12 protein-coding genes are annotated in these 15207 nt (G+C 38.8%); 6 read left to right on the top strand and 6 right to left on the bottom strand.

Annotation, left to right across the window (positions count from 1 at the left end; genetic code table 11):
• The first annotated feature begins 4 nt into the window (after window positions 1-4).
• The 6 genes from pdrM to O3599_RS00355 all read left to right on the top strand — a co-directional run bounded on the left by pdrM (window position 5) and on the right by O3599_RS00355 (window position 7918).
• Entirely contained in the window at window positions 5-1366 is a 1362-nt protein-coding gene (pdrM, locus tag O3599_RS00330; protein WP_247939195.1) for an MATE family efflux transporter, read from the top strand.
• Window positions 1367-1519: 153 nt separating this feature from the next.
• Entirely contained in the window at window positions 1520-2488 is a 969-nt protein-coding gene (locus tag O3599_RS00335) for a thiamine pyrophosphate-dependent dehydrogenase E1 component subunit alpha (RefSeq protein WP_247939194.1), read from the top strand.
• Between the two features lie 15 nt (window positions 2489-2503).
• Window positions 2504-3496, top strand: coding sequence for an alpha-ketoacid dehydrogenase subunit beta (locus tag O3599_RS00340; protein ID WP_247939193.1), 993 nt, complete (start codon window positions 2504-2506; stop codon window positions 3494-3496).
• Window positions 3497-4072: 576 nt separating this feature from the next.
• Window positions 4073-5116, top strand: a complete 1044-nt coding sequence (locus O3599_RS00345; RefSeq protein WP_247939192.1) for a dihydrolipoamide acetyltransferase — start codon at window positions 4073-4075, stop codon at window positions 5114-5116.
• Window positions 5117-5161: 45 nt separating this feature from the next.
• Window positions 5162-6865 carry a dihydrolipoyl dehydrogenase gene (gene lpdA / locus O3599_RS00350; protein WP_247939191.1) on the top strand — a complete coding sequence of 568 codons (1704 nt, stop codon included), beginning with the start codon at window positions 5162-5164 and terminating at the stop codon, window positions 6863-6865.
• A gap of 63 nt (window positions 6866-6928) precedes the next feature.
• A complete protein-coding gene (locus O3599_RS00355; protein ID WP_247939190.1) occupies window positions 6929-7918 on the top strand; it encodes a lipoate--protein ligase in 990 nt (329 codons plus the stop codon).
• Between the two features lie 72 nt (window positions 7919-7990).
• Here O3599_RS00355 and xerS read toward each other — a convergent pair whose 3' ends face one another.
• From xerS to ylqF, 6 genes are all read right to left on the bottom strand, one after another.
• Window positions 7991-9061: a tyrosine recombinase XerS gene (gene xerS / locus O3599_RS00360; protein ID WP_045606765.1), complete on the bottom strand. Its 1071-nt coding sequence runs from the start codon at window positions 9059-9061 to the stop codon at window positions 7991-7993.
• Window positions 9062-9597: 536 nt separating this feature from the next.
• Window positions 9598-9993, bottom strand: coding sequence for a DUF6680 family protein (locus tag O3599_RS00365; RefSeq protein ID WP_049550853.1), 396 nt, complete (start codon window positions 9991-9993; stop codon window positions 9598-9600).
• A gap of 38 nt (window positions 9994-10031) precedes the next feature.
• Complete coding sequence (locus O3599_RS00370; protein ID WP_049550854.1) at window positions 10032-11066, bottom strand: hypothetical protein; 1035 nt, start codon at window positions 11064-11066, stop codon at window positions 10032-10034.
• A 764-nt stretch (window positions 11067-11830) separates the two neighbouring features.
• A complete protein-coding gene (locus O3599_RS00375) occupies window positions 11831-13381 on the bottom strand; it encodes a ClC family H(+)/Cl(-) exchange transporter (RefSeq protein WP_237446880.1) in 1551 nt (516 codons plus the stop codon).
• Window positions 13382-13397: 16 nt separating this feature from the next.
• On the bottom strand, window positions 13398-14177 hold the full coding sequence (locus tag O3599_RS00380; protein ID WP_247939189.1) for a ribonuclease HII: 780 nt from the start codon (window positions 14175-14177) through the stop codon (window positions 13398-13400).
• On the bottom strand, window positions 14164-15015 hold the full coding sequence (gene ylqF, locus O3599_RS00385) for a ribosome biogenesis GTPase YlqF (protein ID WP_247939188.1): 852 nt from the start codon (window positions 15013-15015) through the stop codon (window positions 14164-14166). Before ylqF ends, O3599_RS00380 begins: the two co-directional genes overlap by 14 nt.
• Between the last annotated feature and the right edge of the window lie 192 nt (window positions 15016-15207).

Here is a 15207-nt window from a genome sequence, read left to right on the forward strand (position 1 = left end):
CTATATGTACCAAACCCATCATTTTAAAGATAAGTTTATCTTATTTTTAAAGATATTTTTCCCTATCCTGATTTATCAATTTGCCAATTATTCTGCATCCTTTGTTGATACGACTATGACTGGCCAATACAATACCATGGACTTGGCTGGTGTGTCTATGGCAACCAGTATCTGGAATCCTTTCTTTACCTTTCTAACTGGTATTGTTTCAGCCTTGGTGCCCATCGTTGGCTACCATCTTGGTCGAGGTAAAAAGGAAGAAGTTGCGTCAGATTTCTACCAGTTCATCTATCTGGCCTTGGGCCTATCTGTGCTCTTGCTGGGAATGGTGCTTTTCTTGGCACCGTCAATATTGAATCATATTGGACTCGAAGCACCGGTGGCGGCAGTAGCGGTTCGCTATCTTTGGTTTTTATCTATCGGAATTATCCCCCTGTTGCTCTTTAGTGTCATTCGCTCCTTGCTGGATTCTCTAGGGCTGACCAAATTGTCCATGTACCTCATGCTTTTGTTACTTCCTCTCAATAGTGGATTTAACTATCTCTTGATTTACGGGGCATTTGGTGTTCCAGAACTAGGAGGGGCTGGTGCTGGTTTAGGAACATCCTTGGCCTACTGGGTCTTGCTTGGGATTTCTGTTCTGGTTTTATTTAAACAGGAGAAGCTCAAGGCTCTACATCTTGAGAAACGAATTCCATTTAATATGGATAAAATCAAGGAAGGAGTTCGCTTAGGTCTGCCTATTGGGGGAACTGTCTTTGCCGAAGTGGCTATCTTTTCCGTGGTTGGCTTGATTATGGCTAAGTTTTCATCCTTGATTATTGCTAGTCACCAGTCAGCTATGAATTTTTCAAGTCTTATGTACGCCTTTCCTATGAGTATCTCATCGGCTATGGCTATTGTTGTTTCCTATGAAGTGGGAGCCAAGCGATTTGATGATGCGAAAACCTATATTGGTCTAGGAAGATGGACTGCCCTCATTTTTGCGGCCTTCACCTTAACCTTTCTTTACATTTTTAGAGGAAATGTGGCTAGTCTTTATGGTAACGACCCAGAATTTATTGATTTGACAGCACGCTTTTTGACTTACAGCCTTTTCTTCCAGTTAGCAGATACCTTTGCGGCACCGCTTCAGGGAATTTTGCGAGGCTATAAGGATACAGTTATTCCTTTTTACCTTGGTTTGGTTGGTTATTGGGGCGTAGCAATCCCAGTTGCTATGCTATTTGATTCCCTAACAGATTTTGAAGCTTATTCTTACTGGATCGGCTTGATTATTAGTTTGGTTGTGAGTGGGGTTCTCTACCGTTGGCGCTTAACTGTGATTATGAAGAGATTTGAATCTTTAGCAAAATCCAAAAGCTAAAAAGTTTGTGAAAAAATTTTCTTGATAAGAAAATCCCTTGTTTTCATGGGGTTTTCTTTTTGATTTTGTGAAATTTTCTTTAGAAAAACTTTGACAGTATTTGTCAAAAACGGTAAAATAGTAAGGAAAGAAGAAAGTTAGAAAGGCAAGAAGATGTCAACTTTAGATAAAAATCTTTTGCTAGAGATGTTCCGTAAGATGGAAGAAATCCGTCGTATGGACTTAAAAATTGCGCAATTAGTAAAGAAAGGGAAAGTGCCAGGAATGACGCACTTTTCTGTTGGAGAAGAGGCAGCTAACGTGGGTGCTATGTTAGCTCTCAATCCAGATGATCTAATTACCTCAAACCACCGTGGTCATGGACAAGCTATTGCCAAAGGGATTGACCTCAACGGGATGATGGCTGAAATCCTTGGTAAATACACTGGAACCTGTAAAGGTAAAGGTGGTTCTATGCATATCGCCGACCTTGATGCTGGTAACCTTGGTGCCAATGGTATCGTAGGTGGTGGTATGGGAATTGCTGTCGGTGCAGCTCTTAGTCAGCAAATGCAAAATACCGGTAAAATCGTTGTCTGCTTCTTTGGAGATGGTGCGACCAATGAAGGTGTTTTCCACGAAGCAGTGAACATGGCTTCTATCTGGAAGTTGCCAGTCATTTTCTATTGCATTAACAACGGTTACGGTATATCTGCGGATATCAAGAAAATGACTAATGTGGAGAATATCCATCAACGTAGCGCCGCTTATGGAATTCCTGGAATGTTCATCGAAGACGGTAACAATGTCATCGATGTCTACGAAGGATTTAAGAAAGCTGTAGACCATGTTCGCAGTGGCAATGGACCAGTCTTGATTGAAAGTGTCACTTATCGTTGGCTTGGTCACTCATCATCTGACCCTGGTAAATATCGTACGCGTGAAGAAGTGGAATTGTGGAAACAAAAAGACCCAATCGAAAACCTCCGCAATTACCTTATTGAAAATAACATTGCAAGTGCCGAAGAATTGGAAGAAATCCAAGCGCAAGTCAAAGAAGCAGTAGAAGCTTCTGTTAAATTTGCAGAAGAAAGTCCATTCCCACCGCTTGAATCAGCATTTGAAGATATTTACGCAGACTAAGGAGAAAGAGATAAAATGGAAACAAAAACAATGTCCTTCCGTGACACCATTATCCTTGCTATGTCTGAGGAAATGCGTCGCGATGAAAATGTATTCTTGATGGGAGAAGACGTCGGCGTCTTCGGAGGAGACTTCGGAACTTCTGTTGGAATGCTCGAAGAATTTGGTCCAGAACGTGTCCGTGACTGTCCGATTTCTGAAGCTGCCATTTCTGGAGCAGCAGCAGGAGCAGCCATGACAGGCCTTCGTCCAATCGTCGATATGACCTTCATGGATTTCTCGGTTATTGCCATGGACAATATCGTTAACCAAGCAGCTAAAACACGTTACATGTTTGGTGGTAAAGGTCAGGTTCCAATGACTGTTCGATGCGCTGCTGGTAATGGAGTTGGTTCTGCAGCCCAGCACTCGCAATCACTAGAGTCTTGGTTTACTCATATTCCTGGACTTAAGGTTGTGGCTCCAGGTACACCTGCGGACATGAAAGGACTGCTCAAGTCTTCTATCCGTGATAACAACCCTGTTATCATTCTTGAGTACAAGTCAGAATTTAACCAAAAAGGGGAAGTGCCAGTTGATCCAGACTACACAATCCCACTTGGTGTTGGGGAAATCAAACGCGAAGGAACGGATGTAACAGTTGTTACTTATGGAAAAATGCTTCGCCGTGTGGTTCAAGCTGCTGAAGAATTAGCAGAAGAAGCCATTTCTGTTGAGATTGTTGACCCACGTACCCTTGTTCCGCTTGATAAGGATATCATCATTAACTCAGTTAAGAAGACAGGTAAAGTTGTTCTGGTCAACGATGCCCACAAAACAAGCGGTTATATCGGAGAGATTTCAGCTATTATTTCAGAGTCAGAAGCATTTGACTATCTAGATGCACCAATCCGCCGCTGTGCAGGAGAAGATGTGCCAATGCCTTACGCACAAAACCTAGAGAATGCAATGATTCCAACAGTTGAAAGTATCAAAGATGCCATCCGTAAAACATATAACAAAGAATAGAACTACATAAGATAAATTATGTAAAACAACGGTTGTTTTTAACTTTAGTAACTTGAGATATGTATTGTATCCAAGTTATTTGCAAATTTGCGACAGGAGAGAGTCGAATCGATGTTATTCGACGAACGACTTAGTAAGTCTACTAGGTTGACCGCGTAATAGTGGCAACCGTAGCAACTTGAGATGCATTACGTACCCAAGTTATTTGTAAAGTTGTGACAGTTTTTTGACGAATCAATAATATTCGATAAAAAACTTAGTAAGTCTACTAGGTTGGTCGCCTAATAGCGGCAACCGTAGCAACTTGAGATACGTGTTGTATCCAAGTTGCTTGTAGAGTTGAGCACGGGCTAAAAGCTCTGAAAAAAGATAAATCTCCTTGGCTTCATCGAAGCCATCATCGATTTCCTATTTTTCAGTCGCTTTTAACGCCCTTTGTATCATTTAATTGAACTCGGGCTAAAGTCTGTGTGAAAAAGATAAACTTTCCTAGAAACTAAAGTTTCTTCGTCAAGTTTCCTATTTTCACTTTGACTTTTGACGCCCTTAGTATCTTATAATAGAATTGGAGAGGTCATGGCTGATGACAAGTTAAGAGCGACTCCTGCAGCTAGAAAGTTAGCGGATGATCTAGGGATCAACCTTTACGACGTTTCTGGCTCAGGTGCAAACGGTCGTGTCCACAAAGAAGACGTGGAAACTTATAAAGACACAAATGTGGTTCGCATTTCGCCACTTGCAAAACGAATTGCCCTCGAACATAACATTGCTTGGCAGGAAATCCAAGGAACTGGTCATCGTGGTAAAATCATGAAGAAGGATGTTTTGGCCCTGCTTCCTGAAAATATCGAAAACGATACCATCAAGTCTCCTGCTCAGATTGAAAAAGTGGAAGAAGTTCCTGATAATGTAACACCATACGGTGAAATCGAGCGTATTCCAATGACACCAATGCGTAAGGTTATTGCCCAACGCATGGTTGAATCTTACCTAACTGCGCCAACCTTCACGCTCAACTATGAAGTTGATATGACTGAAATGTTGGCTCTTCGTAAGAAAGTCCTTGAACCAATCATGGAAGTAACTGGTAAGAAAATTACGGTTACTGATCTTCTTTCATTAGCCGTTGTTAAGACATTGATGAAACACCCATACATCAACGCTTCATTGACAGAAGATGGCAAGACTATTATCACTCATAACTATGTCAACCTGGCCATGGCAGTTGGGATGGATAATGGATTGATGACGCCTGTTGTTTACAATGCTGAGAAGATGAGTCTTTCTGAACTGGTTGTAGCCTTCAAGGATGTTATTGGTCGTACCTTGGCTGGTAAATTGGCTCCAAGTGAACTTCAAAATTCAACATTCACAATTAGTAACTTGGGAATGTTTGGCGTTCAGTCCTTTGGTCCGATTATCAACCAGCCAAACTCAGCTATCCTTGGTGTCAGTTCGACAATCGAGAAGCCAGTTGTCGTCAATGGTGAGATTGTCATTCGCCCAATCATGAGTCTTGGTTTAACAATTGACCACCGTGTCGTAGATGGTATGGCTGGTGCTAAGTTTATGAAAGATTTGAAAGAATTGATTGAAAATCCAATCTCAATGTTGATTTAAGAACAAGAGTATTCATTTTTAAAATATAGATAAAGGAAGGAAGACATGGCCTTAGAAGTAATTATGCCAAAAGCCGGCGTGGATATGACAGAAGGACAAATCGTCCAATGGAATAAAAAAGTCGGAGAATTTGTAAAAGAAGGAGAAATCCTTTTGGAAATCATGACTGACAAAGTCAGTATGGAATTGGAAGCCGAAGAAGATGGGTACTTGATTGCCATTCTCAAAGGAGACGGTGAAACTGTCCCTGTAACGGAAGTTATCGGTTACCTTGGTGAAGAAGGGGAAAACATCCCAACAACTGGAGCAGCAGCCCCAGAAGCTAGCCCTGCACCTGCAGCTAGTGCCTCAAACGACGATGGTAAGAGCGATGATGCCTTTGATATCGTTGTGATTGGTGGAGGCCCTGCTGGTTATGTTGCAGCGATTAAAGCAGCCCAACTTGGTGGGAAGGTAGCCCTTGTTGAGAAATCTGAACTCGGTGGAACTTGCTTGAACCGTGGTTGTATTCCAACCAAGACCTACCTTCACAACGCTGAAATCATCGAAAACATCGGTCATGCAGCAAACCGTGGTATCGTGATTGAAAATCCTAACTTCACTGTAGATATGGACAAACTCCTTGAAACCAAGTCTAAGGTTGTCAATACTTTGGTTGGTGGAGTTGCAGGTCTTCTTCGTAGCTACGGAGTTACTGTTCATAAGGGTATCGGTACTATTACTAAAGACAAGAATGTCTTGGTAAATGGTTCTGAATTGCTTGAAACCAAGAAAATCATCCTTGCTGGTGGTTCAAAAGTCAGCAAGATCAACGTCCCTGGTATGGAATCTCCACTTGTCATGACTAGTGATGACATTCTTGAAATGAACGAAGTACCAGAAAGCCTTGTTATCATCGGTGGTGGTGTTGTCGGTATCGAACTTGGTCAGGCCTTCATGACATTTGGTTCAAAAGTAACTGTTATTGAAATGATGGACCGTATCGTGCCAGCTATGGATGCAGAAGTGTCTAAGAACCTTCGCTTGATCCTTGAGCGTAAAGGAATGACCATCTTGACTGGTACTAAACTGCAAGAAATCATTGAAGAAGATGGCAAACTCCGTATCAAAGTTGAAGGAAAAGATGATATCATCGCAAACAAAGCCCTTCTTTCAATCGGTCGTGTGCCAGATCTTGAAGGTATTGGAGAGGTTGAGTTTGAATTGGATCGTGGCCGCATCAAGGTCAACGAATACATGGAAACTTCTGTTCCAGGTATTTACGCACCAGGTGACATCAACGGTACTAAGATGTTAGCGCACGCCGCCTTCCGTATGGGGGAAGTTGCCGCTGAAAATGCTCTTAAAGGAAACCATGCTGTTGCCAAATTGAATCTGACTCCTGCAGCTATCTATACTCTTCCTGAAGTAGCAGCAGTAGGTTTGACTGAAGAACAAGCCCGTGAGAAATACGATGTAGCTATTGGTAAGTTCAACTTTGCTGCTAACGGTCGTGCCATTGCCTCAGATGCTGCTCAAGGTTTCGTAAAAGTCATTGCAGATAAGAAATACGGAGAAATCCTTGGTGTTCATATCATCGGTCCTGCAGCTGCAGAATTGATTAACGAAGCGTCAAGCATTATCGAAATGGAAATTACTGTTGAAGAAATGCTGAAGACCATCCACGGACACCCAACCTACTCTGAAGTGATGTACGAAGCATTTGCGGATGTTCTAGGAATGGCTATCCATTCACCTAAGAAAAAATAAAAGAAAGATAGACTAGACTGGACTGGACGGTTATTTCCAGTCTCTATCGTATAAAGGGATATCATGAAATATATTATCAATCATTCAAACGACACTGCCTTTAATATTGCCTTGGAAGAATATGCCTTTAAACATCTTTTGGATGAGGAACAAATCTTCCTACTTTGGATTAACAAGCCATCTATCATTGTTGGTCGTCACCAAAATACTATCGAAGAAATCAACCGTGATTATGTTCGAGAAAATGGGATTGAGGTGGTCCGCCGTATCAGTGGTGGTGGAGCTGTTTACCACGATTTAAATAACCTCAACTACACAATCATCTCAAAAGAAGATGAAAACAAGGCTTTTGACTTTAAGAGCTTCTCAACTCCAGTTATCAATACACTAGCTCAACTTGGGGTTAAAGCTGAGTTCACAGGTCGTAATGACCTTGAGATTGATGGTAAGAAGTTCTGTGGCAATGCCCAAGCCTATATCAATGGTCGTATCATGCACCACGGTTGCTTGCTCTTTGACGTTGATTTGTCAGTCCTTGCTAACGCCCTCAAGGTTTCAAAGGACAAATTTGAGTCAAAAGGTGTGAAATCCGTCCGCGCCCGTGTCACCAATATTGTCAATGAATTACCAGAAAAAATCACAGTTGAAGAATTCCGTGATTTGCTCTTGAAATACATGAAAAAAGAGTATCCAGAGATGACTGAATACGTCTTTTCTGAGGAAGAATTGGCTGAAATCAATCGAATCAAGGATACTAAGTTCGGTACTTGGGACTGGAACTACGGTAAATCACCTGAATTTAACGTCCGTCGTGGAACAAAATTCACTAGTGGTAAGGTGGAGGTCTTTGCTAACGTTACTGAATCAAAAATCCAAGACATCAAGATTTATGGTGACTTCTTTGGTATTGAAGACGTTGCTGCAGTAGAAGATGTCCTTCGAGGCGTTAAATACGAACGCGAAGACGTCCTTAAAGCTCTAGAAACTATTGATATTACACGCTACTTCGCTGGTATTAGCCGTGAAGAAATTGCTGAAGCGGTAGTGGGATAAAAAGAAAAGAAGTTGCTTGTTTTAGCACCTTCTTTTTTTGAGCTGCGTTTTACATAATTTATTTTATGTGATTTATAAACTGTCCAGAGCATTCTTTTGTTCATCGTTGACAATATGGGTATAGAGATCAGTGACTTGTGTACTGGCGTGACCTAGCTGGTGACTAACCAAAACTTGCGATTTAGTGGCATCATAGAGCCTAGTTGCTAGGGTATGGCGGAGCTTGTGGGGAGTTACACGCACTTTGAAGTCCTCAGAATACTTAGCAACCATTTTCTCAACGCTGGAAGCATCGATACGATTAGGAACTCCTCTGTAGAGAGTCAAAAAAAGGGCTGTATCTGTTTTTTCCGTCTTATAGCGTTGATTTCGAATAGCCAAATAATTCTCTAAATAAGGCTTAGCAAAAGCAGCGACATTGACCGAGTCACGTTTGCCTCCTTTTCGAGTAACATCGATAACCATCATTTTTAGATTGAGATCTCTTAGATCCAGATTAACAGCTTCAGATAAGCGGACACCAGACGCCAAGAGAAGGGCAATAATGGCCAAATCACGTTCTTTATTTTTGTTGAATGATGAGAGAGCGCGATTTGAAAGTTGTTGTGGATACTCTTGGTCAATATAAGTTAGGAAACCTTCTGTTTCATCACCTAAAAAGAGTTTTTGCTTGATGTTTTCAGCTCTGGCAGCAAGTGTTTCTTTCTTTTTCTTTGTTGAAACTTTCTTCATTACATTACGATAAAAATAAGGTTCCCCCTGATCGTTTTCAACCTCCTCGGTCAGATACTTGTAAAGACTAGAAAGTGCTGACAAAGTCCGATTGATGGTTGTCTGTGAAACTCCTTGTTTGGTTGTATTAGCATTCAGCAAAGGACGTTCACGTAGGTAAAGGATAAAAGATTCCATATCTTTCTTAGACATATTTTCCAAGACAGATAAAGGAATATCAGACATTTTATCAGCATTTGAAATACCAGACTCTAAAACCCAGCTGAAAAATCGATCGTATTCCTTGAGATATTCGTACAAGGTTGTAAAACTGTAGGGCACAGCCAGCTTAGATTGGTAGTATTCAAGAACATACCAGGGCATGATTTTTTTTAGTTTGTCGATTCGTTCCAGTAAAATCTCACGTTTCATGTATTTTCTCCATAAATAAGTCTACTAGTAGTATAGCATAGACTTGCACATTTTTCAAGAAAATTATAGTTTTTCGGAAAGATGTTATGAAGCTTTTAAAAAAAGACTTAGAACCTTTGAATAACTAAAAAATTTTTTTGAACTTTCATCATAGCTAAACAGGAAAGAGAGATTTTAATATAAATATGGCTGAGAAGCTGAAAAAGTTCATCCTTTTATTACAAGAGCGCAAAATTAATTTTTCTTCTTTAGATTTTAGAGAATTTTAAAAAAAACAAAACTTTAAAACTGGAGATTTTGTTTTTTTTGGATTCGCCTTATCTAATATCTACTGCCACTTACAATGAAAATGGTGGCTGGTCAAAAAATGATGAACAAGATCTCCTGGAACAATTAGATAAATTAGATAGACAAGGAATTAAATTTGCCTTATCAAAAAAACAAAACAAGAAAAAGTACATCTTATTAAGAATGTACTTTTATTTTACTTTATTCAACTAAGGAGTTAAACACTTTTGTAGTACTTAAAAATATTTTTATTTTATAAAAAGTGTCTTCATAATCATCTTATCGTCCCACTTAGAAATATCAATATTAACTGTCTTATCCATACACACGGACTTGATTAAGTTTAATAAAGTTTCATCGTTTCTATTAAGGAACATTCTTTTATAACAACTAATTACCTCTTGGTTGTCAGAAAAAATAATCGGTATTTTACCAAGAGTTTTATTTAATTCATTTGCATCATCAGAAAAATCCTCTCTTAACATAAATCTATTAGCAAAGAGTTCTATCACAAAATCTCTTTTCATTTTTTTAACTAAAGTTTTTCTTTGATAGTATTCTGATATAAAGACTCCGATAATCCCTGACGTAATTATAGAAGTGATGACAGTATTAATAAAATCCGTGTTAACAATAATATCCATTTTCAAATCACTTTCTTTATTTAACAAATAGCGTCAATTCACTGTAATTTTAAAAAATCACTCTGAAAAAACTCAAAGTTTTCTAGAATACATAAAAGTACATTAAATAACTTTAAAAAATCTGTTTCAAAGAGTGGCTGTTCCCATCGCCCATGACAAATCATGTGCCTATTAGGTTCTTCTAATGTGAAGTTATTAGTACGAACAAAAAATTTGAATAACCAATGAAATAGACTAATATCAGAAAACGTCTTATTAACAATTTTATTATTTAATAAATCTACAGATTTGTATCCTACAAGTATTTTTTCTTTATTTGAATATTGTTCTGAAAATCTGTTTAATGCACCATCAATAGCTATTGTAGCAAGTGTATAAGCAGCGTAATAATTTTGGCTTCTATAACTTTCGATCATAGAATCTATCAAGGGTTCTGAGTAATACGTTGAGTCTTTTAACTCTTGTATAAGCTCCTTATCTTCAAGATCTTCTTTTAATAGAGTTTGCCACTCCTTTATCAATACTTCAAAATCTATAGTGCAGATTGTTCGATAGTCATCACTATAGCTATGGTAGATTACCCAACCTTCTTCAGCAAGTTTTTCAATATTTAAAGTTATTGCTTCTGCTTCTGTTTCAGAATAAGGTTCATGGTATTTCTTTAAGAATTCTTTTAAACTTTCAGTAAAATTAAAAGCAGATTTATCAAAAATATTGTGAATAGGCTCAAGTATTCGTCCGATATTATCTATTTGAGTTTTTAAAGAAATTGCACTAAATGCTGCTTCTGTATCAGATAAAATTTTAAGATATCTTTGGTTATTTAAAATAGATGTGGCTGAGTTTATTTCTGTTAGAAACGGTTTAGTGGTTTCAGCTATTTGCTTAGAAAAATTAAAACTGGCTAACGCAGCTTTATTTGCTTGTAGCATACTATTTTGAACCTCAATCAACCTTGAATGATTAAGTGTCTCATGAAAAACTCTAAGGGCTTCTGTAAGCTTTTTGTTTTGAACTGGGACTTTATTAATTGTCAATTTATTTTTTTGAACTTCACTATGATTATTTTCCATAGGGGTATTTCTTTCTATATGTCATGTTTTAATTATACCACTAAGTATTCAACATTCACGAGTTTTGTAATGGTTAGAAAAGAAATATTTTCATTAAAAATGTACAATTGAAAGTATTAATACTTTTTACCAAAATGTACTTTATAAATGATACTTATTGAACGCTTCTGGATCAAAAAATGTACTTTATCTTGCCTTAAAATAAAGTACATTTCAATTATAAAGTACAATTTTTAGAGAGTGTACTTTACGTCTTAAACCCAGTTGTATCAAGGGCTTATCCACTGTTTAGGAAAAAGTACAAAATTTTCCAGTTTTTGCGTAAAATGGATTTAAATCTTTGCAGTTTCATTGTGAATCATTATCTAGTGCTTTTTCTAGTTTCCAAATACTAAACCAGAATGAAATAGTCAACAGAATAAGGAAAATAAAAAAGAGATTATCAGTAACGATACTTCTGTTCATTCTACTTAACTGAAGAGCTGTGTAAGGAGCTATGGGATACAAAATACATTGTATAATTGCTATTGTTTTCTTTTTCATGATTTTAATCTTACTGTACAGATTTTATACAGTAAACTCCTTTCTAGCTTTATGCATTATCAATTCTAACTTAATTATAGTCTTATTTTTCCAAAGCTCAATTATTTGTACGTGAAATATCTTATATGTAAAAATAACCGATCTCATTGCTGAGAATCGGTTTTCTAATATATTTAATTAAGAAGTTTATTTTTTACATAACATAAATTATGTAAAAATCACTACAACAACAAATCTTTGACTTTCCCAATTTCACTTTTTGGAATAACTAGGTGAATCATATCTCCGAGATACATTCTGGTTGAGCCGTTAACTGTTTGGCTCTTACCATTATGGACTTGTGTTGTGATGAGGACGTTGTGTGGTAGATTGAGTTCATGAACCTGTTTTCCAGCGATTTTGTCTGATACAGGAATTTCAATAAGTGTGACTTCTCCTTCATCTGACGCTTCTTCAGGTAGCATTTTTTCCAACATAGCCTCATAAACTGGCGCCCCCTTGAGTAGATCCATGATGATGTAGGCGACCAAGGTTACTAAACCAAGTGGCATGAGGTTGCGAATATCTCCTACCATCTCAGTTACGAGTATCATAGCAGTTAAGGGAGCCTTGGATATTGCTCCAAAATAGCCACTCATTCCTAGAATGACAAATATAGGGAATTGCTCTTGACTGACAAGTCCAAGATTGACACAAATAACACCAACTAGGGCACCAAGTAAGGAGCCAAGTGCCAAAATTGGTAGGAAAATTCCTCCTGGCAGGCCACTTCCATAGCTAATCATGCTCCAAACAAAGCGAATCAAAAAGTACGCTAATAGAACTTGAAAACTAAAATCTTGCTCAGTTAGGGAAAGAACCAGCTGATTTCCACCACCAAGGATTTGGGGTAAGAAGATTCCGACTGGTAGGATGAGAATAAAGGCAAAAATTGGGTAATAAGCTCTATCCAAATGGATTTTTTGACCAAGCCAATCATAAACTCGACCAACATTGAGCACAGCTTTCTCATAGAGAAAACCGGAAAGCCCGAGAAAAATTCCCATGAGGAGATATATCCAATACTGATCTAGGGTCATGAGAGGGATATTATCAGGCATGTCTAGCACTGGCGTTAGCCCAAATATGAGCAGAGAGACAAAGTTTGCTACGAGACTAGCTGCGAGAGTAGACACCCAGAAAAAGCGCGAAAAATGGTGATAAACTTCTTCTACAACAAAGAGAAGTCCTGCAATTGGTGCATTAAAGGCTGCGGCTAATCCTGCTGCAGCTCCACTAGCAATCAAGGAGCGTTCCTCCACTGGACTGGATTTAAGCCACTTGGAAATTCCTTTACCACCTACCGCTCCAAGTTGAATACTGGGTCCCTCTCGCCCCAGCATAAGTCCACTGGCAATAGCAAGAATTCCTAGAATATATTTTTTCCAAAGAACTCCCCACCAGTTGAGAGTCATCAATCCCTTTAATTCTGCTTCGACTTGAGGAATTCCTGAGCCTTTGATGTCTTTTTCTGACCGAGTTAATTTCGCACTGAGCCAACAAACTATTAAATAAAATAGACCAATGATAAAAAGATTGCGCACTAGATGCTCTTGATCTTGATAAAGTCCTTGTATCAGGTGGAAGCCTTTTTCGATTAAGAAACGAAAGGATCCAACGATAATTCCAACAACGAGACCAACAATGATTCCTCGTCCAACTTGGGATAATATGGTACTCGAGGCAAAGGCAAATTCTTTCTTGGAACTGAGTGTTTCTGACTGTTCCTCCATAATCATTCCTTCTAATTTAACTTTCTTTTTCTCCTAAAACCAGCGATTTAACGGGTTCAAAGCTGGTCCGATGAATAGGGGTAACTCCTATTTTTTTCAGTCCTTCCAGGTGTTTAGCTGTTCCATATCCTGCATTAGCAGCGAAATCATAGCCGGGAAATTGCTGGTCAAATTCCTTCATCAATTCATCACGTGTCACCTTGGCTACTATAGAAGCCGCGGCGATAGAGAGAGAGTTTGCATCTCCTTTGATGATAGATGTTTGTGAAATGGGTAAATCCAGCTTCATGGCATCTATCAAAAGGTGCTCAGGTTGAGGACTGAGCTGAGAGATTGCTTCCTGCATGGCCAGTTTGGTTGCTTCATAGATATTGACTTGGTCGATGACCTGATTATCCATGATACCAATCCCGATTGATAAGGCTTGGTCCTGAACTGCTTGGAAAATCTCCAGATGTTTCTTTTTAGGAATTTTCTTGCTGTCGTTGAGACCTCTAATTTTACAATTTTTAGGTAAAATAACTGCTGCAGCGACTACAGGACCAGCAAGAGGACCACGACCAACCTCGTCAACACCTGCTATCATGGTCAATCCTTGCTTATACAGTTCTTTTTCGTAGGAAAGCATGGATTCCAAACGAAGATCCTCATCCAATTCTGCCTGAATAGCTTTTTTACGCTTGCTGATTTCCTTTTGAATTCCAGAGCGATTATCCTTTTCAAGATCTAAAATAATAGGGCTATCAAGGTCCTTGACAGTAGCAAGGAGTTCTTTGATTTCTTTAATCGTCGCCATCGAGGTCTTCCAATGTATCTAAGGTATAGTTACCGAGTTTGCCATCACGGACTTCCTTCACGAAGAGACTGTAGAAACGGTCATAGTCGTCACGGAAACCGAGGGCACGGGTCATATCCATAATAATAACAGGCGCTTCTTCCTCAATTTTCATTTGTTTGAAGCGTTCAGCCAGCTTTTCTGGATAATGTTCTTTGAAATAATTGAGACCAAAAATGGTCACCTCGTCCATAGGAAGCAACTGGTCTTTGATAGCTCCAGTCAAAGCCAACTTAAGAGCTACAGTTTCATCCTCAAACTTAGGCCAAAGAATCCCCGGTGTATCTAAGATTTCAAGATCTTTATTGGTTTTAAGCCATTGTTGCCCCTTGGTAACACCTGGTTTATTGCCGACAACGGCAATCTTCTTACCAGCCAAACGGTTCATGAGAGTGGATTTACCAGCATTTGGAATCCCGATAATCATGGTACGCAAGGTTTCGATCTGAATCCCACGTTCTTTTTGGCGAGCAATCTTATCAGCCATGAGTTTTTTGGCAGCATCTGTTACAACTTTTACAGTCACTTGCTCTTTGGAGTTGATGGCTAGTGTCTGAATTCCCTGTGCTTCAAAATACTGGCGCCATTCCTTGGTTATTGCTGGATCAGCCAAGTCTGCCTTGTTTAAAATCAAGAGTTTTGGTTTGTCACCAACAATCTTGGTCAACATAGGATTTTGACTAGATAGAGGTAAACGTGCATCCACCAAAATCGTTACAAAATCAACAAATTTTAAATTTTCCTGCACCTGTCGACGAGCTTTAGACATGTGACCAGGAAACCATTGAATAGTAGCCATTGAGTTTTTTTCCTTTCATAGCAAGGGTTTAGAGCCCCTTTTTTATTTTATTATCGTTTGAACATAGAAAGTTTTAAAATGAATGATGTCCAAACAGTTCTTGTTTAATTACATAGAAATCTACCTTATATTATATCATGCCTTCTCTATTTTGTCTGATGATAGCCTTTTAAGCTCCCTGTATAGAAAAAA

The organism is Streptococcus sp. 27098_8_103 (genome assembly GCF_041432345.1).
Classification (GTDB): Bacteria; Bacillota; Bacilli; order Lactobacillales; family Streptococcaceae; genus Streptococcus; species Streptococcus mitis_BV.